We start from the raw sequence: 24,850 nt of genomic DNA, 5'->3' as shown, positions 1-24,850 counted from the left end.
ATTACTCTCTATTATAATTTAACTACGTTAGCTGCCTGCATTCCGCGAGCACCTTCTGTTAAATCGTAAGAAACAGCCTGACCTTCTTCCAGAGACTTGAATCCTTCACCCTGGATAGCTGAGAAATGTACGAATACATCTGCTCCGTCTTCACCTGTGATAAATCCATAACCTTTTTCTGCGTTGAACCATTTAACTGTACCCTTGTTCATTTCGGTACCTCCATAAAAATATTGAGCAAATGTCTTCTCTGTTGACACCTTGCCTAAATCATAACTACGTCCCCAATTATATGCGAATATACTACAAATGTCAAGTTGATTTTATCCGCTTTGCTCGTCACAATCACCAGTTTTTCGTCATTTTCTGTCCGGTGTAACGGCTCCGTAGATCTCCATCGGGACGTATGCTTTTACATAGATTCCATCTCCCCTGTATTCTTCTTCCAGAAGCTGTCCATACTTTCTTATCAGAGAAATGACGCCCGCATCTCTGTAATCGTAGAATCGTTCAATCAACACATTTTTTTCATTCAGGAGGTCTTCCAGAATCTGTTTTACTTCTCCCAGTCCTTCTCCCCATTTTGCTGATATACATATTGTCTTTTCTGCCTTCAGATCACGATGTGACTGATTCTCTGTCATCTTATCCTGCTTATTAAACAAAGTGACAATCTTCTTATCGGTCACTCCCAGATTCTTCAGTGTCTCATAAACTACATACATCTGCTGATCCATCTGTGGGCTGGATGCATCCACCACATGAAGAATAATGTCTGCATATTTTGCTTCCTCCAGGGTACTGCGAAATGCATCGATCAGATGATGGGGCAGTTTACGGATAAATCCTACCGTATCCGTGAGCAGAATCTCCTGACCGGACGGCAGTTCCAGGATCCTGGTCGTCGGATCCAGTGTGGCAAACAGCTTGTCTTCTTCCAAAACCTGTGCTCCCGTAAGAGTATTCAAGAGTGTGGACTTACCTGCATTGGTATAACCCACGATGGCAATCACGGCCGTAGACTGTCTGCTACGCCGGCTTCTTGCCACTTCCCGGTGCCGCTTCACCTCTTCCAGTTCCCGGTTCAGCTGGGCAATTCTGCTCTTAATCAGCCGTCGGTCCATCTCCAGCTTCTTCTCTCCCGGTCCCCTGGTTCCGATACCGCCGCCCAGTCTGGACAGTGAGCTTCCCAGGCCTACCAGTCTTGCCTGCCGGTACTTCAGCTGCGCCAGTTCTACCTGAATCTTTCCTTCGCTGGTGGACGCTCTGGATGCAAAAATATCCAGAATAATCAATGTCCGGTCCATCACCTTAAGATCCAGTTCCTCTTCCAGATTCTTAAGCTGGGCAGGTGACAGTTCATCGTCACAGATAATGCCTGTTGCTTCCACTTCGTATGCAAGCTGCTGCACCTCCGCAATCTTGCCGGTTCCAATATAAGTACCCGGATGGATCTGTTCCCGGTTCTGAATCACTCTTCCAACCGTCACTGCTCCTGCTGTTTTTGCAAGCTCTTCCAGTTCATCCAGAGACTGCTCCGTATCGTCTCCCTCTCCTGTACTGACACCGACCAGAATGACTCTTTCTTCTACTTCCTGTAATATCTCAAATCCTGTCATATACGCTCCGTTTTCCTATCTGGTAATCAGAAAATCATACTCTTTTTGTCCCGCTTCATCATCCGGGTACAGCTGCATAAATTCCTCTGCCTTCTGTTTTGCCGTGGCAAAGTCCATCTTTTTCTCATATACTACAATCTCATTGTAGAGCAGATCCCGTTTGGATGAGTCCGATACATCCAGAGAAAGTCCCTGCTGAATATCCTGCAGTGCTGTGTCATAATCTCCGTCTGCAATATCGCAGAGTGCAATACCATTATAGCTCTCTGCAGTCTCTCCAAAAGTCTCCTTATACTGCTGATAAACTACCCATGCTGACTGGGTATCTCCCTGTGCCAGGTAAACCTGACCCATCAGCCGCATGGCATCTTCTTTCTTCGCCTCCACCGGTCTGGCGAGAGCTGTGGCTGCCTTCTCATAATCTCCCAGATAATAGTATATACTGCCCTTCTGGTAATCATCCTCCAGACCTGTAGATTCATTATTCAGTACCTGCTGCAGATACTGATCACCCACCGCAGACTGATTGATAGCTTCATACTGCTGATAGATGTTCAGAAACATCTCATAATCATTTGGCTCCATCACCGCCGCGCCATCAAAATCCGCCTTAGCTGCATCCGTATCTCCCAGCTTTAAAAATGCCACTCCACGCATATAATATGCTTCTGCGTTTTCCCCAAGCTCCAGAATTCTGGTGCAGGTATTCTTCACACTTTCATAATCCTCCAGCTTCATCTGACATGCCGCCTCGTACAGTGAAATATCTGTCTTGGTCTCCGGCATCTTCTCGTCACATAATGCATAGGCAGACTCAAAGGATGTCACTGCCTGTTCATACTGTGCCTGATCCATATATGTGATACCTGCATCACGATCACTTTCCAACTGTTCTCTTGTCTTATTTCCACATCCTGTGAGCAAAAGCATTACCGCCGCCAGCACACAGAAATTTCTTTTTTTCATATTAATCTGTTCCTCCATACTAAAATGAGGATCAGTTTCCTGATCCCCATCATCATAACATACTTTACTTTTCTTGCAAAGTGACTATTTTCCTGATGCTGCACGGTCAAATTCATCCAGAATGGACTGATCCGGTGCAGGTGTTGCCAGACTGAATACTACAATTGCCACACATGCCACAATAAATGCAGGGAGCAATTCATAAATATTCCATGCTCCACCCAGCGGACGAACCAGATACTTCCACACAAAAATCATTACGCCTCCGGAGAGCATTCCTGCCAGTGCTCCGTATTTGTTCGTTCTTCTCCAGAACAGAGAGAACAGAACCACCGGTCCAAAAGCAGCTCCAAACCCTGCCCACGCAAAGGATACGATCTGGAATACAGAGCTGTTCGGATTGCGGGCAAGAATCACAGAAAATACTGCAATCAGCAACAACGTAATTCTGGCTGCAATAATACCGCTCTTTCCATTTCGGTTCAACATATCCGAAGACACTGCAGATGATGCTGCCAGCAGCTGTGAATCTGCGGTAGACATGGTAGATGCCAGAATACCTGCCAGAATAACACCTGCCAACAGTGCAAAAATCACACCGTGACGACTGAGCAGATCTGCAATTCTCACAATAATGGTTTCTGAATTGGAGCCTTCCAGCACATCAATGGCTCCCACTTTACTCATGGAATATCCGATCACACCGATAAATACTGCCACTGCCATAGAGATCACTACCCACACAATGGCAATACGGCGGGACAGTGTCAGTTTCTTCTCATCTTCAATTGCCATAAATCGAAGCAGGATGTGAGGCATTCCAAAATATCCAAGCCCCCATGCCAGTGTGGAGCAGATGGTCAGCAGACGATACGTAGAAGCTGTTCCGGTTGCCACGTCATAACTCTGGAACATGGATAAATATCCCGGAAGTGCCTTTGCATTGTCAATGACTGCATCCAGTCCTCCTGCCACATTCACTCCAAAGATCAGGACGATGATTAATGCGATGGACATGATAATGCTCTGAATAAAATCTGTGGTAGAAGCTGCCAGGAAACCTCCCAGCATCGTGTAGCCTACAATGACCACTGCACTGATAATCATAGCTGTCATATAGCTGACTCCAAACAGACTGGAGAACAGCTTTCCACATGCTGCAAAGCCCGATGCAGTATATGGGATAAAGAAAATAACGATAATAATTGCAGAGATCAGAAGCAGAATCCTGCTTTCATCATGAAAACGGTTCTTAAAAAACTGTGGCAGAGTAATGGAATTGTTTGCCACATGAGAATAACGGCGAAGTCTCTTTGCTACAATTAAAAAGTTAATATAAGTACCAATGGCAAGACCGATTGCCGTCCATCCCGCATCGGAAATACCGGTCAGATAAGCTACGCCCGGCAGTCCCATCAGAAGCCAGCTACTCATATCGGAAGCTTCTGCACTCATAGCAGTTACAAATGGTCCCAGTTTTCTGCCGCCCAGATAAAAATCGTCAGTATCTTCATTTTTCTTGGAACAGCGATATCCGATATAAAGCATGCCGCCAAGATAAATGATAATTGCGATCATAATACATATTTTTGCTGATGTCATAATTTTTCTCCTCCTGCGTGTTTCTATCTTGCCATTATACCCCCATCTTTTCTCTTCTTCAAATAGAACGTAGTTTAGACCAAAGTCTATACTTTTTATCAAAAATTTTATATTTATCAGTTATTTATCAAATTTTTGAACTATACTAAAATTATAATATAATTTAATACTATATTGTACTTTTTTTCGTACACTGTCGTAAGAAAGAATTTGTACCATGCTGCGGATCGGATTTCTATATACGTTCTTCCGGGTTGTGCTTACTTTTTAAAGAAAAAACGCATGTACAAGATCCCTCATACATGCGTTTCACAATTTCGTTTACTTATTCTGACTTCAGCTTCCGGAAGTCTGATAAAAAGATGGGCAGCATGCGCTGTGAATAACTTCGCAGGGAATACTCCCCGCCGGAGATACACCAGTCATACATAAATGCCCTTTCACAGATGGCATAGGCTTTTACAATCTCTCCAACCGAAATATCCGTACGCAATTCTTCTGCTGTCTGACCTTCCATTATAATCTTGCTCAGCAGCCGGTAGTAGAGACGGCTTCGATCCAGCAGAGACTTTTCCCCACGAGTCACAAGCTGTGTAGATAAGAGCCTCGCCAGTAATTCGATGGAAATACTGTTCTCAATCATGGTAAACAGTTCCTGATTCAAAAACAGCAGTTTCTCATAGCTGTCCATAGACGAATCCATGGTTTCTTCCAGTTCTTCATATTTTTCATCAAACAGATAGGCGAGGGTACTCAGAAGTGCATCTTTCCCATTAAAATAATGGTAAAAAGAACCTTTGGATGTATTCGCAGCCACAATAATCTCATCTACTGTAGTATTCTCATACCCCTGTTCATAAAAGAGCTGCCACGCTGCTGTAATAATATTTCCTCTGGTATTTTTCTTCTGTTTTTTTGGCATATATGCTCCCCTTCATTCAAGAATCTCAGCCCTTTTTCCAGGTACTTCTAGTCAGCAGAATCAAGATTGGGAAAATCTCCAGACGTCCTGCCAGCATATCAAAGATCAGAATCAGCTTGGACAACACACCGTAACCTCCATAATTGCAGGTCGGACCAACCACCTCCAGGCCAGGACCAATATTATTAAAACAAGATAATACTGCCGAAAAATTGGTTGTTATAGAAAATCCATCCAAAGAAATCACCAGGAAACTGACAATCAGAATCATTACATAAGCTGCCAGATAAGTGTCAATATTGGTCAGCACATTTTCTTCCATCTTCTGTCCATTATTATATACCACTTCCACTCTCCGTGGATGCAGTGCTTTTTTCAGGTTCCTGCGCATATTCTTAAACAACAGCAGGGCACGTCCACACTTAAAGCCACCTCCGGTACTTCCGGCACTGGCTCCGATCACCATCAGGCAGAGCAGAATTGCCTTAGAAAAGCTTGGCCACAGATCAAAGTCTGTCGTTGCAAATCCTGTAGTAGTTACAATACTTGCCACCTGAAATGCCGCATGGCGTACTGTCTCTCCCAGTGTGTCGTAAAATCCATGAAGATTCAGAGTAATCAAAACCGTGCTTCCCACAACAATTCCAATATACACTCTCAATTCTTCATCTTTTAATACTGCCCTGAACTGCTTCATGAGGATCAGATAATAACAGCTAAAGTTCACACCAAACAGCAGCATGAATATGGTACACACATTCTGAATATATATGCTATAGCCTGCGATACTGTCATTCTTAATACCAAAGCCTCCGGTACCCGCCGTACCAAAAGCAGTGCAGACTGCATCAAACAGAGGCATCCCGCCTGCCAGCAGAAACAGACAGTCCAGTACAGTCAGAAGAATATATAACACATACAAAATCTCTGCTGTCTGCTTCATCTTCGGAACAAGTTTTCCCACATTCGGTCCAGGGCTCTCTGCACGGAGCAAATGCATGGTATAGCCGCCTTTGCTTCCCTTCATAGAAGAGATCGCCAGTAAAAATACCAGAACTCCCATTCCTCCAATCCAGTGGCTGAAGCTTCTCCAGTAAAGGATTCCTTTGGAAAGATGTTCCACCTCCGGGAGAACCGATGCACCTGTCGTAGTGAATCCTGAAACAATCTCAAAAAAACTGTCAATATAGGCTGGAATCTCCCTTGAAATATAAAAAGGCAATGCCCCCATCAGGCTTAACACAATCCAGCTGATACCCACGCAGACCATACCGTCCCGCGCATAGAATCTCTTTTTTCCTTTTCTGCATATTACATAGAGAACTCCTCCCAGTAATGCTATAATCAGAATACTCAGGGCAAATCCTTTTATTGCAGCTCGTTCCTCACAGAAAATACTGATTACCAGAGCCGGAATCATGAACACACACTCAATGCCCAGAATCTGGGCTACAAACCGCCCCATCATCTTGTAATTCATCTGTTAAATCCCTCAATTATTCAAAAATATCATCCAGCTGATACAGAACTCTGTCACTGCTGGTTACTACTACTACAGAGTCTCCCGGAGTAAAGCAGGAATTACCATTTGGAATCTCAATCTGACCGCCATGTGTAATGCAGGCAATCAGTACGTTCTTGCGGATTCTCAGTGCCTTCAGAGGCTCATTACAATGAATTGCCTTTTCATTCACTCTGAATTCCATTGCCTCAGCCTTGCCATCTGCAATGGTATGCACGGTAATCGCAGCACCAGTCTGATTCTCCATGGCACGGACATAACGTACGATATTATTACAGCAAAGCTCTTTCGGGCAGACTACACTTCCCAGCTCCAGTTCGTCTAAGAGATTACCATTCCTGCGGCGTCCTACTTTTGTAATAATCTGGGATACTCCGCACTTTTTGCCATACATGGCAATAATCATGTTCATCTCATCCAGTCCTGTCAATGTTACCAGCGCATCCATCTCTTCGATCTTCTCACTGTATAACAGTGCCTGGCTACTGGCATCTCCCTGGATTACCGTTACATTAGGAAGCAGACTTGCCAGCTGAATACACCGTTCTTTTCTCTGCTCGATGATCTTCACCGACATACCGCTTTTCTGCAGTCTCTGGGCAAGATAAAATCCGATCTTACTTCCTCCGCAGATCATGACATTTTTTACTTTCTTCGTAATAATGCCTGTATTATTCAGTAAAATAGCAAGATTATTGGTTGGTGCCGTCACGAACACCCTGTCACCTGCCTTCAGCACAAAGTTACCGTCTGGAGTCACAACACTGCCATTTCTCAATACTGCACAAACCAGAACCCTGCATTTCACAATACTGTCCAGACGGGTCAACGGCACATTACACAGCTTATTACTGGCATCCAGACGGATCTCTGCAATCTCCACTCTTCCGCCCACAAAAGCCTCACGGTGTAAGAATCCAGGGAACTTCAGGAGACGTTCGATCTCCACTGCTGCCTGCTTTTCCGGATTCACTACCAGAGACAGCGCAAACGTATCCCGCATCTTATAGATCTGGTCCGAATACTCTGGATTGCGGATTCTGGCAATCGTATGAATTCCCTGTTTCATTCCATGTGCAGTCATACAGCAGAGCAAATTCACTTCATCTGCACTGGTTGCCGCAATCAGAAGATCTGTCTCCTGAATACCAGCCTGACTGAGTACCGCCATGGATGCACAGTTGCCCTGCACCGTCATTACATCATAATTTTCAATACTTGCTTCCAGCACTTCCGGGTTGGAATCCACCAGTGTAATATCATGTCCTTCCGCAGACAGCTGATTCGTCAGCATGTTACCGACCTTTCCATCCCCCGCTATAATTATCTTCACAGGTTTTTCCTCCATCGTATCGTTGCTTATCTTTGATGATCTTAACATATTCTATCAGAGAAAACAAGGGGACTCTGTTATCCAGAATCCCCTTGTTTTCTCTGATAATTATTTTACAGATATCTGCCTTTTCTACAGCAGTTTCCTCATACTTCCCATGCTGATTAACAACGTGGATGTATTATGAAGCAGTGCGGATGTGGTCGGCTGAATGATACCCAGTACTCCCAGGCCGATCAGCGTGGAATTAATTCCCACGATGCTGCGATAATTCCTGCGAATACGTTTCATAAGCCGGTCACTGATCTGCTTCAGGATCACAATCTGGTACAGATCATCTGCACTGATGGTAATATCTGCAATCTCTCTTGCCAGCTCTGCCCCGTCACTGATGGCAATGCCCGCATCAGAAGCAGATAATGCCGGTGAATCATTGATGCCGTCTCCGGTCATAATTACTTTTCTGCCGGCTGCCTTTTCACGTTCTACGAAGCCTGCCTTATCTGCCGGCAGCACTTCTGCATAATACTCGTCGACACCGACTTTTTCTGCAATGGCTCTTGCAGTATGTTCATTATCCCCTGTCATCATAACAACCTTGGAGATACCTGCCGATTTCAGTGTACGGATAACATCCGCTGCTTCTTCTCGCAGAGGATCTTCCACACAGATAACTGCAGACAGCCTGCCTTCAATCGCCATATACAGGTGAGAATATTCCTTTGGAAGTCCTTCCAGGATAGCTCTCTGATCTTCCTGAATGACCGTCTTTTCATCTTCAAATACAAAATGATAACTTCCGATGATGACTTTTTTGTCCTCGACTGATGAGGAAATGCCATGTGCAACCACATACTCAACCCTGGAGTGCATCTCTTCGTGCTCCAAACCTCTTTCCTGTGCCGCATGTACCACAGCTTTTGCCATAGAATGTGGGAAATGTTCTTCCAGACAGGCTGCGATACGAAGCAGCTCATCTTCACTTCTGCCGTCAAAAGATACCACTTTTACAACCGTCGGTTTTGCCTCGGTCAATGTACCGGTCTTATCAAACACAATGGTATCTGCATCTGCCACCGCTTCCAGGAACTTACCTCCTTTTACCGTAATATGGTGGGTTCCTGCCTCATGAATGGCATATAATACAGAAATCGGCATTGCCATCTTCAATGCGCAGGAGAAGTCTACCATCAGTACAGACAATGTCTTCGTCACGTTGCGTGTCAGCAGGTAAGTCAGAGCAGTTCCGCCTAAAGTCCACGGAACCAGACGGTCTGCCAGATGTTCTGCCTTGCTTTCCAGTCCTGACTTCAGCTTCTCGGATTCTTCGATCATCTTCACAACCTGCTCATAACGGCTTCCACCGCCTACTGCAGTTACACGAATGGTCAGTTCTCCTTCTTCCAGAACGGTTCCGGCAAAGACTCCGGCTCCTTCATTCTTACGGACAGCAACCGATTCTCCGGTCAGAGATGCCTGGTTCACCATGCCTTCTCCGTCCGTTACCGTTCCATCAAACGGGATCACATTACCCATATGGACCACAATTCTATCGCCCTTCCGGATCTTGTTACTGTCAACCAGAACTTCTGTTTCATCCTGCTTCATCCAGACTTTTTCCACATGCAGAGACATACTTCTTGCCAGATCTCCTACTGACTTCTTATGGGTCCACTCTTCCAGAATTTCACCAATGCCAAGAAGGAACATGACGGAGCCCGCCGTTACGTAATCACCACGTATCACGGATACTCCGATTGCCGTACCATCCAGTACCGGAACTTCGATCTTACGATTCCACAAACACTTCAATCCTTTTACTACGTATGGAATTGCTGCTACGGTATTATAACAGGCATTCAGTGGTGCAGGAAGGAACCATCGTCTTGCATAGTGAAATGCCACCTTCCATACCAGCTTATCCTGATACTCGGCATTTAATTCTCTGCCAGAGTTCTGAATGTAATGCTCGGGTACTTCAATCTCATCATAATGAAATCCCTGCAGCTTCTTCAGCATATCCTGACGGTCAGTATGGTCACCGTTATAATAAACAGTAACGTCACAGGTCTGGTCATTCACCTTTACTTCCTGTATTCCATTCAGACCTGTCAGGAAGTACTGCAGCGTATCTGCCTGTACATAATTCATACGGTATACTGACATATGAATACGGATACGTCTTTTTGATTCGTTTTTAATCTGAAACTTCACTGATGAACGCCCCTTATTCTGCTGTCTCTTCTGCTGTCTCTTCTGCAGTTTCTTCTGCAGCTTCTTCTACTTCCCTGAAATCTTCGTCTTCGAATGCCTGTGCCTCTGCTTTCTGTGCACGTTCTTCGTTGATATCTTTCGCACCTTCCAGAATATCTTCACAGTTTTCCTGTACAAGGTTCACAGTCTTCATCACACACTCTTTTGCACGAAGAACTGCTGCTGTGCACTGTGTATATACTTTCTTTGCATCATCACTTGCCAGAACTTTTACACCTGCTGTTCCAAATACAAAGCCACCTGCGAAAGTTCCCACTTTTTTCCAGTCTACATTTTTGAATACATTTTTCATGATCATTTCCTCCTTGTATTGTAACTTTCATTAGCTTATGCTAACTTTTTTTAAACACAACTATTCTACTTCATGACTCTTTTTTTGTCAATTTCAAACAGGAGAAAAAAGCCTTATTTCACAAAAAACACACATTTTACTGATCGGTATTCCCCATTTTGTCATAGCGTTCAAGGAAGTTGTGACGAACTCCTCCTGCCTTATATTCCACTACTGTATCCAGATTCACATTTTCCACGCTCTTAAAAATGTTACCCTCAACAAACGGATTTTTCTGTTTCAGAGTGCGGATCAGTTCTTTGATCTCCACTCGCTTGGAACGGTTCTCTTCATTATTACATGTGGTACAGGTATCGGTGAACTTGCAGGCACATTGAATAAAATGCAGATCGTTATAGTCTCTCCAGGACTTGATATCATCTTCCCGAATCAGATACAACGGACGGATCAGTTCCATTCCTTCAAAATTCGTACTGTGCAGCTTTGGCATCATGGTCTGTACCTGACCGCCATAGAGCATTCCCATCAGAATGGTCTCGATGACATCATCATAATGATGTCCCAGTGCAATCTTGTTGCAGCTCAGTTCTTTTGCGTAGGCATAAAGATGCCCTCTTCGCATTCTGGCACAGAGATAACACGGGGAATTCTCAATCTCATACACTGCATCAAAAATATTAGATTCAAAAAACGTTACCGGGATATTCAGTCTGCGGGCATTCTCTTCTATGATGTGCCGGTTTGCCTCATTGTATCCGGGATCCATCACCAGATATTTTACTTCAAATTCAAACTTGTTATGACGCTTCAGTTCCTGAAACAGCTTCGCCATCAGCATGGAGTCTTTCCCGCCGGAAATGCAGACTGCAATCTTATCTCCCGGTTTCACCAGTTCATAGGTATTAATGGCTCTGCAAAACCTGGACCAGATCCTTTTTTTGTAAGTTTTTCTCAGGCTCTGTTCCACATTTTTAGCAAAATCTGCTTCTTCCTGGCGCTTCATATAATCCATCAGCCAGGCAACATAGCCTCCCTCCAGACTCTCTGCATCATATCCTTTTTCACAAAGCTCTGCCGCCAGATCCACACTGTTTCTTCCTCTGGAACAACAGATAATCAGCTTTTTCCCTTTATCTGTCAGTTCGCTGTCCGCGATCTTTTCCCCCGGAATCGCCGTTGCACCCGGTATGGCACCGTGTGCAATCTCACTCTCACTGCGGATATCAATTAACTGATAAGTACCCGCATCCATTTTTCTTAATTCTTCTACTGTTATGCTCATGTCTTTCTCCTTCTTCAGCAACTATAGCATATCCTGTTTCACTGTGTCAAAAAAATAGCACCCTGACGGGTACTATTTTTTTATATCTAAGGTTTCATTCATACTGCCGGTTCGATAACCCATCAGATCCAGTGTCACATAAGTGAATCCATAGGATTTGAATTCTTTCGTGATCTTCTCTCTGACTTCCGACTGCATCAGTTTGTCAAATTCTGCTGGTTCGATCTCGATCCTTGCCATCATACCATGAATACGGACTCTTACCTGATGAAATCCCAGATCCAGCAGAAGCTGTTCTGCTTTATCTACCATGCCCAGTTTTTCTTCTGTGATGATCTCTCCATACACGAATCTGGAAGCCAGACATGCAAAGGACTGTTTCTCCCAGGTAGGAAGTCCCAGCTTTTTAGATAACAGGCGAATCTCGTTCTTGCTCAGGCCGCAATGGCGAAGAGGACTCTTTACTTCCAGTTCTGCTACTGCCTGAAGTCCCGGACGGTAATCTCCGTTATCGTCCAGATTGGATCCTTCTACTACATTCTCTACATTCTGTTCTGCTGCCAGCTTCCTGATCTTCTCGAATAATTCCTTTTTGCAAAGGTAACAGCGGTTCTTTGGGTTCTGTGCAAATCCTTCAATATGAAGTTCTTCGGATTCACAGATAAAATGACGGATGCCTTCTTTCTCACAGAATGCAATTGCTTCTTTTAATTCTCGCTTCGGGAAAGAACAGGACTGCGCAGTTACTGCAATAACCTTATCTCCCAGTGCTTCTTTTGCTGCTTTTAATAAAAAGGTGGAATCTACACCGCTGGAAAATGCTACTGCCACAGAATTCAGGCTGCGCAGATACTCCAGCAACGCTTCATACTTTTCTTCTAACTGTCCCATTTGACGTTCCTCCTGCACAAAAATCTTATATCATTATTTTACACTCAGATCTTTTACTACCTCTCCAGCAATGATCAGTCCTACAACAGATGGCACAAATGCCACACTTCCCGGAATATCCCGGCGCTCTGTGCATTTATGCGCTGCCCCTGGCGGGCAGATGCAGTGTGTCCGGCAGCTGATGGACATATCCTCAACCGGTCTTGTCGGCTGTTCTTCGGAATATACCACTTTCAGCTTTTTCACACCACGTTTTTTCAGTTCCCGGCGCATTACTTTAGCCAGAGGACATACCTTGGTCTTGTAGATATCTGCCACCTGGAACTTGCTGGCATCCAGCTTATTGCCGGCTCCCATACTGCTGATAATCGGAATGTTCATCTCCTGTGCCTTCATTACCAATGAAATCTTTGCAGTAACGGTATCTACTGCGTCGACAATATAATCATATTCTTCAAATGGGAATTCATCCGCATTCTCCGGAAGGAAGAAACACTTGTGGACACGTACATCTACTTTTGGATTAATCTCCAGCATACGTTCCTTCATCACATCTGTCTTATACTGTCCTACTGTTTTTCTGGTAGCAATAATCTGACGGTTCAGGTTGGTCAGACATACCTTATCATCATCAATCAGATCAAAGGATCCTACACCGGTACGAACCAGTGCCTCGCACACATATCCTCCAACACCGCCAATGCCAAACACTGCCACACGGCTGTTTGCCAGCTTATCCATAGCTTCTTTTCCCAGTAATAACTCGGTTCTTGAAAACTGTGTTAACATTCTATAACTCCTCTATCTATACTCTAAAAAACAGCGGATGGAAACCATCCGCCGGGTTATTATCACTTTACTACCCACTGTTTTAATAGGGTAATTGTACTATGGAGTCTGTGATCTGTCAATGTACTTTCTATTCTGAGACATTTTATTCTTCCTCACATGGCTGTGGCTCTGTTAGTTTTTCTTCGTAAAAATTCAGAAACATATGCAGCAGCCACGCATAATCCAACAGATTCTCTACTGTGTTTTCCTGTTCTCTCTTTTCCTCATATTCGGCCATAATCTTTCCCCTTTCCAGTTTCTGTTTTTTATTATTGTTTTTATCTTAACACAAAAAAGAACCAATTTTACAACATTTGTAAAATTGGTTCTTTTTTGTGCATAATTGGCAGATTATATTCTTGCAACACCTGTTTTTCTTGCAGCTTCTGCCACTGCATCAGCTACAGCCTTTACTACTCGCTTATCAAACGGGTTCGGAATGATATATTCCGGCGAAAGTTCTTCTTCCGGAATCAGATTTGCAATGGCATAGGCTGCTGCCACTTTCATCTCATCGTTAATATCCTTAGCCCGCACATCCAGTGCTCCACGGAAAATACCAGGAAATGCCAGTACATTGTTAATCTGGTTCGGGAAGTCACTGCGGCCGGTTCCCACAACGGCTGCCCCTGCCTGTTTTGCCAGATCTGGCATAATTTCCGGAACCGGATTTGCCATCGGAAAGAGAATCGGTTTTTCTGCCATGTTCTTCACCATCTCTTCTGTCACAGTTCCAGGTGCAGATACACCAATAAAGACATCTGCTCCCTTCAGCACTTCTTCCAATGTACCTTTTTCCATATTCTGGTTGCAGATCTCAGCCATCTCTTTTTTCTCCGCATTCAGATTATCGCGGCCTTTATAGATTGCTCCATGGCGGTCACACATGATCACATTTTTCAGTCCCAGACTTACCAGCAGCTTGATAATCGCAATTCCGGCTGCTCCTGCACCGGATGTTACCACTTTGATTTCATCCAGATTCTTTCCCACTACTTTCAAGGCATTTAACAGTGCCGCTGTAGTAACGACTGCTGTACCGTGCTGATCATCATGGAAAATCGGAATATCGCAGCATTCTTTTAATTTCCGCTCAATCTCAAAACATCTCGGTGCCGAAATATCTTCCAGATTCACTCCGCCAAAACTTCCTGCCAGCAGGCTGACTGTCTTCACAATGTCATCTACATCTTTGCTTCGCACACATAACGGAAATGCATCCACATCTGCAAATGTTTTGAACAGTGCACATTTTCCTTCCATTACCGGCATTCCGGCTTCCGGTCCGATATCGCCAAGACCAAGTACTGCTGTCCCGTCTGTCACCACAGCTACCATATTTTTTCTTCTGGTATATTTGTAAGATAAATCCACATCCTCTGCAATTTTCAGACAAGGCTCTGCAACTCCCGGTGTATACGCCACAGCCAGTTCCTCCGGTGTCTCGATCTTTGCTCTGCTGATAACTTCAATCTTTCCTTCCCATGCTTCATGCTGTTTTAGCGCAAATTCTTTTTTATCCATCTTCTTATCCCCCTACACTTCTTTCACCTGACTGTAAAATTCTTTCAGAAGTTCTGCCGACTGATCCAGTGCTTTCTGTTCCTCCTCACTGAGCGGAACCAGAAAAGTCTGCTCAATTCCCTCTCTGCCAACTCTGCATGGAAGAGAAAATGCAATTCCTGACCAGCTGCCGTACGTATCCCCCAATACATGTGATACTGGAAGAATTGCATGTTCATCTTTCACAATTGCTTCTACGATTGTAGACACTGCCATTGACACTCCGTAGAAGGTGGCTCCTTTCAGTCCGATAATCTCCGCTCCGCCATCTCTGGTATGTTCGGTAATCTCCCTGCGGTCCAGCTCCACCTTCTGAATGTTCTCGTAATCTGTAAGTGGAATTCCACTGACCGATGCAGAGCTCCATACTGCCACCTGGCTGTCTCCATGTTCCCCTAATACATATGCCTGTACATCTGTCACGTTCACATTCAGGCATGCACTGATATTGGCACGAAATCTGGCTGTATCCAGAGAAGTTCCGCTTCCGATGACACGTTCCGACGGAAGACCGGATACTTTCTGCACTTCACGGGTTAAAATATCTGCAGGGTTGGATACTACCAGCAACAATGGATTCACCGCATGCTTCATAATGCTTTCTGTAATACTCCGGATGATTGACACATTCGTCCGGGCAAGTTCCAGTCTGGTCTGCCCCGGTTTTCTGGCAATTCCTGCGGTTATGATCACAATATCTGCATCTGCACATTCTTCATATCCGCCCTGTCGTACACCAGTCTGTTTATGAAAACTGGTTCCCTGCAGCACGTCAATAGCCGCTCCCTTCGCCCGGTCTTCATTCACATCCACCAGCACAATTTCATTTGCCTGTTTCCTTACCATTAATGTATAGGCAATTGCTTCTCCCACATTGCCGGCTCCAATTACTACAATTTTTTCTCCGTGATCTTTTTTCATATTTGCCCCTCCTGTTTATCTGTTTTTTATATGTTACAGACGTAAACGGGCGGTGCTCTCAGACTCCAGTTAGACCTGCCAGGTTCCGGTGGTCTCTCTGAATGCCTCTTTCGTATATGTTCCCTTACCTCATTCTGATAAAACTGAACCGGAACTGTCTCTATACACAGTCCGGAAGATGTGACAGAACTTTGTCTGATTGACCGCTCCGGTTCCCGGACACTGCATCCGGTCTCATACCATACATCTGCCGCTCTCTTCACCGAGAACGCTTTCTGTCCGGTAAGACTGGTGCTGTGTATCCTGCTTTCATTCATCCCTATCTCATCAGCAAAACTTCCTTTTGCGAAATACAGAACCGGTATCAGTAACAACAGGAAAACCAGAGGGTATATGAATTTTTTCTGAATTGTTTTTTTCTGTATATATGCTATGCCAAAATTCACAATGATGTCCCTTCACGTATCATATGTTTACACCTGTGAATTTTAGCATAGCGTTATTATTGTGTCAATCTTTTTGTATGTCTTTTTATACAATATTGTTCTTTCATGTATACAATGTTCATTCTCGCAAACATGGGATCCAATTATTTCTCAAATGGAAACTGATACGGAAGATGGTACTTATCTCGGATACCGATGAATTCCTTCTGTACCGCTTCTCCCACAGGTACACCTTTTTCTTTTCGTTCCTGCCATACCAGCCATTCCTTTTCTCCGGCAGTATAGATCCTGTCATGCCCAGGTGCTTTTTTTGAAGCCCGTAAAGCGCGGCAGATATCTCCTGCAGTCTTACGGAAAGTCTCTTCACCCATGAAGAAGTCTGGATTTACTACAAAGAAGAAGTGTCCCAGATGATACATGGCTCTGGATCCATCTGCATTTAATCCGGTCAATGCTTTCATAAACGGACCTCCGGCAAGTGCGGCTGACAGAATCTCTACAACTGCAGCATATCCATATCCCTTAAATCCACACATCTCATCACCGATGCCGCCAAGGGGTGCAAGTGCTGCAGTTCCATCTACCAGCGCTTTCAGGATCTCTTCTGAATTCGTCATAGCTTCACCATTCTCCGAGACTACCATTCCGGCAGGTGTATCCTTGCCTTCTCTCGCATAATATTCAATCTTGCCTCTCTGTACGATGGATGTGGCGCAGTCCAGACAGAATGGGAATTCTTCGTCTGTCGGCAGTGCAAAAGTCAGCGGATTAGTTCCCATCATATTTTCCACACCGAAGGTCGGTGCAATGGATGGTCTTGCATTGGTTCCGGTTATTCCGATCAGACCTTCCTTACTGGCCATAGTTGCCCAATAGCCTGCAATTCCGTAATGTGTGGAATTACGGATAGAGCCGCCTGCCATGCCATATTTCTTTGCCTTTTCAATCAGCATCTCCATCATCTTATGGCTTGCCACCATTCCCATTCCATCATGGGCATCCATCACCACTGTGGTTGGTGTATCCTTCAGAATCTCGATCTCTGTTACCGGCTTCAGTGTCCCGTTCAGAATCCGATCCATATAGATCGGTTTAAAACGATTGCATCCATGGCTTTCGATTCCTCTTCTGTCACTCTCCAGTAATACATCTGCACAGATTCTGGCATCTGCCTCCGGCACTCCTACTGCCTGAAACGCATCCACCATAAAGTTCTCTGCCAGTTTCCAGCTGATATACGGTCTAGTTTCCATCTCATTGCTCCTCTCTTACTGCGTTATAGTGTTGTCAGATAACTGGCACACTTTACTGCTTTTTTCCAGTCATCCAACTTCTTTTTTCTTATGTTCTGATCCATCTGTGGATAAAAACTACGGTTCTCCTGCACATGTTTCTGAATATCTCTCAATGAGTCCCAGAATCCTGCCGCAAGTCCCGCCAGATATGCGGCACCAAGTGCTGTTGTCTCTACGCACGCTGGACGTACTACAGATATATTGGAAAAATCAGCCTGCATCTGTGCCAACAGATTATTCGATCCGGCTCCGCCATCAATGCGGATCAAGTTCATATCCATTCCGGTATCTTCTCTCATTGCCTGAATCACGTCATTTGCCTGAAATGCCATAGACTCCAGTGCAGCTCTTACCATATGACTCTTATTTACCCCTCTGGACAGTCCTACAAACACGCCTCTCGCATACGAATTCCAGTAGGGAGCCCCCAATCCTACAAATGCCGGTACCAGATAAGCTCCATTCGTATCTTTTACTTTGGATGCCAGATACTCGGTATCTGCTGCCGAATCAATCAGGTGCAGTTCATCTCGCAGCCACTGAATCACGGCACCTGCAATCATCACCGAGCCCTCCAGTGCATATGTAATCTCGTTCTTTATTCCCCATCCGATTGTGGTTACAAGCCCATTTGATGACATCTCTGGTTTGTACCCTGTATTCATAAGCAGAAAACCACCGGTACCGTAAGTGCATTTTACCATTCCGGGCTGAAAACACTGCTGTCCAAAGAGAGCCGCCTGCTGATCTCCTGCAGCACCTGCAATTCGAATCTCACTTCCAAAGAACTCTGGTGCCGTACAGCCATAGATTTCACTGCTGTTTTTCACTTCTGGGAGCATGGATACCGGTATCTGAAACAGATCCAGAAGTTCCTGGTCCCATCTACATTCAAAAATATTGTACAGCATCGTTCTTGATGCATTGGTATAATCTGTTATGTGTATTCTACCCTTTGTCAGCTTCCAGATCAACCATGTTTCAATCGTTCCAAAAAGCAGTTCTCCCCTTTCTGCCTTTTCTCTTGCTCCTTCCACATGATCCAGAATCCATTTTATTTTGGTAGCAGAAAAATATGCATCCAGCTTCAGTCCTGTCTTTTTCTGTATCTTTTCTCCCCATCCCCACTGTTCCAGCCGTTGACAGTATTCTGCGGTTCTTCTGCATTGCCACACAATCGCATTATATACTGGCTGCGCTGTGTTTTTATCCCACACAACCGTTGTTTCCCTCTGATTCGTAATGCCAACAGCCGCAATTTCTTCCGCCTGTGCTCCAGCTTTCAGTATAGCATCACGGGCAACTCCCAGCATAATGTTAAAAATCTCATAAGGATCATGCTCTACCCATCCACTATGTGGATACATCTGAGTAAACTCGCGTTGTGAGACACTGCATATGTTTCCATTCTTATCAAACAGTATGCACCGGTTACTGGTGGTTCCGGCATCCAGAGCCATAATATATTTCTTCATATTTATCATCCCTGTTCAAATTGTTCATTGTAACTTCTGCATCCTTCATATGCATTCGTCTGATATATAATTTCCAACAGCTTCTGAATTCTGCTTTCCAGGTCTTCTCTTTTGAGTTTTCCCTTTTTTAATGCATTTTCCAGATCACTGATATCTGACGTTGCCCCAGGCATAATCAGGTTGCCGCCTCCGGCCATTACTTTCCATGGCGTACTGCCTCCTGCTGTTGTGGTTGTCCAGTCCGTCATGACGATACCCGCGAATCCCCATTCTCCCCTTAATACGTTTGTCAAAAGATCATGATTCTCCGATACATGTATTCCATTTACCAGATTGTATGATGACATCACTGCCATAGGCTGAGCTGTTTTTATTGCAATCTCAAATCCCCGCAGATAAATCTCACGCAGTGTACGTTCCGAGAGAATACTGTTTGATCCCATTCGATTCTGTTCTGCATTATTGCATACAAAATGCTTGATGGTTGTTCCGGTTCCGGGAACAGACTGTACACCCCTGGTAACTGCTGCCGCTGTTTTTCCCGAAACATATGGATCTTCTGAATAATATTCAAAATTTCTTCCACAAAGCGGATTACGGTGTATATTCATTCCCGGTGCCAGCCACCAGGAAATCCCCATTTCCTGAAGTTCCTCTCCCACTGCCCTGCCAAACATTCTCTGCAGTTCTTCATTCCATGTCTGTGCTATCATGGTTCCAACCGGAAACGCCGTACAAAACTGATAAAATATCGTTTCGTTCTGTAATTCCTTCTTTTCTTCTTTCAGGAAAAATCCATTTTCCATGGATCCCAGAATTCCATTTGTATACACATTTCCTGCTTCTATATCTGCTTTGTATTCTTTCATAATACGTAAGCCTGCCGGACCATCTGCCATAGACACTCCCGGTATCTGATACTCTTTTTCCAGACATCCGCTTGTCTCACCTGCTGCACCCGGCACCATGATCCCCGCCGCTCCAAGAGCTACTTCATGCCCTTTGCTGATTTCTCCCAGAGACATCAAAACCAATTGCCTGTCAGAAAGCTTTTTTACTACTTTTTCTGCTTCCTGTGCCAATGGACTGACATAGATCTGTTTTTCTTCTTCCACTGGTGTCAGAATCAATTTACCGCTATCTTTTTCTGCTGATTCCATCCATTCTTTTCGTTTTTCAACAGCCACTTTAGGATCTGGTTCCCATTCTTTCAGGCTCTGCTTCAAAGAACCTATTCTGTGCGCTTTCTCAATGGTCACTGTCTGTTCTACTGTAACCACTTTTACAGCTCTCAGATGATCAGACGCATTCCCGGCCAGCAGAATATAGTCCCCACTTTCTATTTTCCAGCTATGGTCCGTTTCACTGTAATAGGCATAGTTCTTCTGGTCGAAGATCAGTGTCAGCTGTTCCTCTTCCTCCGGTTTTAATAATCTCGTTTTTGCAAATGCCACCAGCTTCTTTACTTCTCTTGGCTCTTTCTGCGGGCAGGAAAGATAGATCTGAACTACCTCTTTCCCTGCAAAACGTTTCCCTGTATTTTTCACCCTTACTGCAACTCGCGTCTCGGTTCCATATAGTTCTGTTTTTTCTACGGCAATCTCAAATTCCGTATATGATAGGCCATATCCGAAAGCATATCTTGGTTCTATCTGCGCTGCATCAAAATAACGATACCCTACATAGATCCCATCTGAATAGACTTCCTCTGAAGTGTCTCCATTACGATAGCTGAATTCATCTGCATTTGGGAAGTCCTGATACTTTACTGCCCATGTATCCGTCAGTTTTCCACTTGGGCAGACTCTTCCTGACAGCACCCCGGCTGCTGCATTCCCACCTTCCATTCCAGGCTGGGAAATGTTCATAATCGCTTTTATCTTCTTTACTGCCAGCAATTCTTCCAGATCGATCTGTGCTCCGCTGTTTATCAATATAACCAGATTTTCACAGAACTCTGACAGTACACGAAGTTCTTCTTTTTCCAGAGCGCTCAGATAATAATCTCCCGGTTCTGCATGACGGTCGTCTCCTTCTCCCGCATTTCTGCTAATCACATAAACTGCTGTTTCCGTTCCTGCCAGATCTTCTCTGATGATTTTTCTTCCTTCCGGCATCTGAAATGGATTGGCAACATAAATATTGAAAAAATCGGATATGCCCGCCTTCTCTGTCCTATGCAAAATCAAATCGCGCCAGTTCTGTCGCGCCCTTTTATATTTTTCTTCATAGTCTTTCAACCACTCTTCACTGGTAATCTGAAAGCCTTCATTTTTCATTCCCTGATAGACTGATACCACATTTCTGGCATTCACATCTCCTGAACCTGTTCCACCTTTTATGGTGCAGACAGCCCCGTTTCCAAACAGCCCGATTTTGTTCTCTTTTTTTAACGGAAGGATCCCGTCATTCTTTAACAGAACAATTCCCTCCTCTGCGAGTATCCTGGCAAGTTCTTGATTGCGCTGCTCTCTTGGTGATACTTTCGTATCCGTAGTTCCACTGAACTTTCTTTTTTTCATCTGCAACATAAATACATCCTCCTGCATCCCCAAATCTGCTTTTCTTTTATAACAAGGCAGTTTCTTCCTCAGGTTCCCAGAAGCCTTTTCCGATATAACCTTCTGGCAGGATTTCCGGTTTCCTGAATGTTGTAGTCATCTGATACACTGTCTGTGTCTCTATACTGCAAAAGATACCATGAACAATCTCAAGTACATGGCATGCCATTTCTTTGGAAGCTCTGTGAGGTCTGTCGCTGCATATGGACCATGCCATTTCTGCCGCTCCCAGCCCTCTGGACTGTTCCTGAAATCCATGACTGAGCGGAACTGCCAGCGGTTCGTTATGTGGTTTCTGAATGCTGACCCTGCCACCGAATGTGTTTGGATCTCCCAGACGCAGGATTCCTCTGTCACCGTATAATTCCAGATGAAATGTCTCATCTACAACAGAAGACGAATTCATATGTAATGTCACAAGCGTACCATTTCCGTAGGCAAGAATTGCCGTGATAACATTACAGTCATCCAGTGGAATCTCCTGACCATAGAACCTGCTGCTTATACGTTTTATTTTATGGATTTCTTCTGTCTTCTTTCCAAATGACATTACTGACTTCACCGGTCCCAGCAGGCTCGCAAAGGCTGTCAGATAATAGCAGCCCATGTCATACAGAACGGATCCGCCATGTCGGAATAAATGTGGCAGGTTCTCTCCATACACACGATAATCTCTTGACAGAGAAATCAAGCCACTGTGTGGTATACCGATCATCCCTTTTTCCAGAGCATACTTTGCTGTCTGAATTCCACCACCCAAAAATGTATCCGGTGCACACCCAAGCCGCACCTTATTTTTCTCTGCAATCTGACACAATTCTTTCGCCTGTTCCAGCTCCACTGCAATCATCTTTTCTGAATATACATGTTTTCCGTGCTCCAGTGCCTGCTTTGTCAGCGGATAATGTACTGCCGGACTGGTCAAATTGATTACCATCTCAATCTCCGGTTCCTTCAATATCTCCTCATAGGCAGCCGCTCTTATTCCATATTTCTGAGCAGTGCTGTTCATTCTAACTTCATCCAGATCTGAGCAGGCCACAATGTCCAATATCTGAAAATTTTCTCTTATAGAATCCAGATATACCTCACTGATTACACCACAGCCAATAATTGCTGCTTTGATCTTTTTCATTCCATCACCTGCTTTGCATATTCCAGCCCTTTTTCTTTTTCATCCACCGGGAAATATTCCAGTCCTACATATCCTTCATACCCAGTTTCACGAATGGCTTCCAATACTTTACGATAATCAATCTCTGAACGATACAATTCATGTCTTCCAGGATTACCGGCCGCATGAAAATGTCCGATCAACGGTGCATACTCTCTGATTCTCCGGATCAGGTCACCCTCTGTGATCTGCTGATGATAGATGTCATATAGCATCTTCACATGGCTGCTTCCTACTTCTTTCATAATTTCTGCACCTTCATCTGAGCTTGACAGATAATATCCCTGATGATCTACTCTGGTATTTAACGGCTCAATCACCAGCATCATATCTGCTTTTTCCAGATAAGGTACGCACGCCTTTAATCCTTCTACCATTGATGCATGCTGTGTTTCTCTTGCGATTCCCATATCTGCACCAGTCTGGGAAATCAGTGTCCTGCATCCCAGTTCTTTGGCAATCTCTATTGTCCGAATCAGGGAATCAATATACTCCTGTCTTTTACTTTCATCTACCAGGCTGATAAATCCTGTGCAAAATGCTGCGATCTCAATTCCTGTTTCCTGTTTTGCTTTTTTCAGCTTCTCCAGATCCTTATCGTCCCAACTCCAGAATTCTACTGCCGGAATCCCCATATCCTTTACTTTGTGAATTGCTTTTTCGATATCTTCTCCCATAAAAACTGCATCTATGCATACTGATAATTTCATTTTTCATTTCTCCTTTTTCTCTGAAAAAAGTCCCATACCTTGTGTCAGGGTACTTATTTACCATACGATACAAGATATAGGACTTTGATTACTTAATATGTAATTACAGCCTGAATAATTTTTGCCGGTTCTTTATCAATGGTATGATAAGCTGTACATATATCATCATAAGCGAATTCCGTAAACAGATTGTCTGTTTTCAGCTTTTTCAGAATCTCCAGGCAGGATTCCACACGTCTTGGGTAATCCCAGAGATTCGAGAACTCTGGCGCCACATGGCCTGTCTGAGACTGTTTGATTCCAATCCGGTTATGATGGAATTCTTCTGATAAATCTACTTTGGAAAGAGCTCCCTGATACCATGCCAGAGCGGTAATCGTTGTTTCCGGTGCTGCAATCCGGATTGCCTGATTCAGTGCTGCACCATTGCCCGATGCTTCAATTACTTTATCCGCTCCACGGTTATTGGTTCTCTTGCGGATCTCCATTGCCACATCACCAGCGGTTGGATCAAATACTTCATCTGCTCCATTCTCCAGTGCCGCTTTTCTTCTCTTTTCCAGTACATCGATTCCGTATACTTTAAACGCCCCACTCATCTTCGCCATCTGCACCAGAAGCTGACCGATGACGCCAAGTCCGCTGACCACAACGGTATCTCCCAGATTAATATGTGTGTCCATAATTCCATTGTAAGCAGTAATCAGATTGGTAAACAGAATTCCCTTTTCCGCAGGAATCTCTTTTGGAAGAATCACAGCATCTGCTGCATTCACCACGTTTTCTTCCTGATGAGGTGCACTTACCGTCACGATATCTCCGACCTTGATACCGGTTACCGCACTACCTACTTCGATTACTTCTCCCACAGAAGCATATCCCATGTACCATACTCCAGGATCACAGCTCTTTACCGGATATTCCCAAAGTTCACTCTCATCTGCATCTACAAACAGACGAGTTACCGGATCCTGCTTTTTCCGAAAAAATGGTGCCAAACCTCTGTATACATTCATTTCTGTTCCATGGCTGACGCCTGAATAAAGAGATTTTAAACGGATCTGGTTTTCTGCCATTGGAAGTCTGTCCACATCAATGATTTTCAGATCTCTTGGTCCTTCATACATAATTGCCTTCATAATTTCTGTCACACCTTTCCTTGTCGTTTCTA

Annotated in this window: 22 protein-coding genes; all 22 read right to left on the bottom strand. The window is 44.4% G+C overall.

Annotation, left to right across the window (positions count from 1 at the left end; all coding sequences use genetic code 11):
- Positions 1-11: 11 nt before the first annotated feature.
- Complete coding sequence (locus H8716_RS08175) at positions 12-212, bottom strand: cold-shock protein (protein ID WP_040781595.1); 201 nt, start codon at positions 210-212, stop codon at positions 12-14.
- A gap of 147 nt (positions 213-359) precedes the next feature.
- Entirely contained in the window at positions 360-1,619 is a 1,260-nt protein-coding gene (hflX, locus tag H8716_RS08170; RefSeq protein WP_249308082.1) for a GTPase HflX, read from the bottom strand.
- 15 nt (positions 1,620-1,634) lie between these two features.
- The gene (locus tag H8716_RS08165; protein ID WP_249308081.1) at positions 1,635-2,585 is read right to left on the bottom strand and encodes a tetratricopeptide repeat protein; all 951 of its coding nucleotides are present in this window, start codon (positions 2,583-2,585) and stop codon (positions 1,635-1,637) included.
- A gap of 84 nt (positions 2,586-2,669) precedes the next feature.
- Positions 2,670-4,187, bottom strand: coding sequence for a sodium/proline symporter PutP (putP, locus tag H8716_RS08160; RefSeq protein ID WP_249308080.1), 1,518 nt, complete (start codon positions 4,185-4,187; stop codon positions 2,670-2,672).
- Between the two features lie 325 nt (positions 4,188-4,512).
- The gene (locus tag H8716_RS08155; protein ID WP_249308079.1) at positions 4,513-5,109 is read right to left on the bottom strand and encodes a TetR/AcrR family transcriptional regulator; all 597 of its coding nucleotides are present in this window, start codon (positions 5,107-5,109) and stop codon (positions 4,513-4,515) included.
- A gap of 25 nt (positions 5,110-5,134) precedes the next feature.
- Positions 5,135-6,589 carry a TrkH family potassium uptake protein gene (locus H8716_RS08150; protein ID WP_249308078.1) on the bottom strand — a complete coding sequence of 485 codons (1,455 nt, stop codon included), beginning with the start codon at positions 6,587-6,589 and terminating at the stop codon, positions 5,135-5,137.
- Between the two features lie 16 nt (positions 6,590-6,605).
- The gene (gene trkA / locus H8716_RS08145) at positions 6,606-7,964 is read right to left on the bottom strand and encodes a Trk system potassium transporter TrkA (RefSeq protein WP_249308077.1); all 1,359 of its coding nucleotides are present in this window, start codon (positions 7,962-7,964) and stop codon (positions 6,606-6,608) included.
- Between the two features lie 132 nt (positions 7,965-8,096).
- Positions 8,097-10,178: a heavy metal translocating P-type ATPase gene (locus H8716_RS08140; protein WP_249308076.1), complete on the bottom strand. Its 2,082-nt coding sequence runs from the start codon at positions 10,176-10,178 to the stop codon at positions 8,097-8,099.
- 13 nt (positions 10,179-10,191) lie between these two features.
- On the bottom strand, positions 10,192-10,530 hold the full coding sequence (locus tag H8716_RS08135) for a DUF6110 family protein (protein WP_249308075.1): 339 nt from the start codon (positions 10,528-10,530) through the stop codon (positions 10,192-10,194).
- Positions 10,531-10,666: 136 nt separating this feature from the next.
- Positions 10,667-11,812: an ATP-binding protein gene (locus H8716_RS08130; protein WP_249308074.1), complete on the bottom strand. Its 1,146-nt coding sequence runs from the start codon at positions 11,810-11,812 to the stop codon at positions 10,667-10,669.
- Between the two features lie 72 nt (positions 11,813-11,884).
- On the bottom strand, positions 11,885-12,703 hold the full coding sequence (gene larE, locus H8716_RS08125) for an ATP-dependent sacrificial sulfur transferase LarE (protein ID WP_249308073.1): 819 nt from the start codon (positions 12,701-12,703) through the stop codon (positions 11,885-11,887).
- A gap of 33 nt (positions 12,704-12,736) precedes the next feature.
- Positions 12,737-13,492, bottom strand: a complete 756-nt coding sequence (locus tag H8716_RS08120; RefSeq protein ID WP_249308072.1) for a tRNA threonylcarbamoyladenosine dehydratase — start codon at positions 13,490-13,492, stop codon at positions 12,737-12,739.
- A 145-nt stretch (positions 13,493-13,637) separates the two neighbouring features.
- Positions 13,638-13,772, bottom strand: coding sequence for a hypothetical protein (locus H8716_RS17610; RefSeq protein WP_283243042.1), 135 nt, complete (start codon positions 13,770-13,772; stop codon positions 13,638-13,640).
- Between the two features lie 113 nt (positions 13,773-13,885).
- Positions 13,886-15,058, bottom strand: coding sequence for an NAD(P)-dependent malic enzyme (locus H8716_RS08115; protein ID WP_249308071.1), 1,173 nt, complete (start codon positions 15,056-15,058; stop codon positions 13,886-13,888).
- 12 nt (positions 15,059-15,070) lie between these two features.
- Positions 15,071-16,018 carry an L-lactate dehydrogenase gene (locus tag H8716_RS08110; RefSeq protein ID WP_249308070.1) on the bottom strand — a complete coding sequence of 316 codons (948 nt, stop codon included), beginning with the start codon at positions 16,016-16,018 and terminating at the stop codon, positions 15,071-15,073.
- A gap of 26 nt (positions 16,019-16,044) precedes the next feature.
- Positions 16,045-16,464 carry a hypothetical protein gene (locus H8716_RS08105; protein ID WP_249308069.1) on the bottom strand — a complete coding sequence of 140 codons (420 nt, stop codon included), beginning with the start codon at positions 16,462-16,464 and terminating at the stop codon, positions 16,045-16,047.
- 143 nt (positions 16,465-16,607) lie between these two features.
- Entirely contained in the window at positions 16,608-17,717 is a 1,110-nt protein-coding gene (locus tag H8716_RS08100) for an Ldh family oxidoreductase (protein ID WP_249308068.1), read from the bottom strand.
- Between the two features lie 23 nt (positions 17,718-17,740).
- Positions 17,741-19,234 carry a glycerol kinase GlpK gene (gene glpK, locus H8716_RS08095; protein ID WP_249308067.1) on the bottom strand — a complete coding sequence of 498 codons (1,494 nt, stop codon included), beginning with the start codon at positions 19,232-19,234 and terminating at the stop codon, positions 17,741-17,743.
- 5 nt (positions 19,235-19,239) lie between these two features.
- The gene (locus tag H8716_RS08090; RefSeq protein ID WP_249308066.1) at positions 19,240-21,765 is read right to left on the bottom strand and encodes a glycoside hydrolase family 3 protein; all 2,526 of its coding nucleotides are present in this window, start codon (positions 21,763-21,765) and stop codon (positions 19,240-19,242) included.
- Positions 21,766-21,802: 37 nt separating this feature from the next.
- Positions 21,803-22,930 carry a Gfo/Idh/MocA family protein gene (locus H8716_RS08085; RefSeq protein ID WP_249308065.1) on the bottom strand — a complete coding sequence of 376 codons (1,128 nt, stop codon included), beginning with the start codon at positions 22,928-22,930 and terminating at the stop codon, positions 21,803-21,805.
- Positions 22,927-23,679, bottom strand: a complete 753-nt coding sequence (locus tag H8716_RS08080; RefSeq protein ID WP_249308064.1) for a hydroxypyruvate isomerase family protein — start codon at positions 23,677-23,679, stop codon at positions 22,927-22,929. Before H8716_RS08080 ends, H8716_RS08085 begins: the two co-directional genes overlap by 4 nt.
- Before the next feature lie 92 nt (positions 23,680-23,771).
- On the bottom strand, positions 23,772-24,818 hold the full coding sequence (locus H8716_RS08075) for a zinc-dependent alcohol dehydrogenase (RefSeq protein WP_249308063.1): 1,047 nt from the start codon (positions 24,816-24,818) through the stop codon (positions 23,772-23,774).
- Positions 24,819-24,850 lie beyond the last annotated feature (32 nt).

Source organism: Jingyaoa shaoxingensis, from assembly GCF_014385005.1.
Lineage (GTDB): Bacteria > Bacillota > Clostridia > Lachnospirales > Lachnospiraceae > Marvinbryantia > Marvinbryantia shaoxingensis.
The sequence above is the reverse complement of the archived record's forward strand: the minus strand, read 5'-3'. Positions and strand labels throughout refer to the sequence as shown.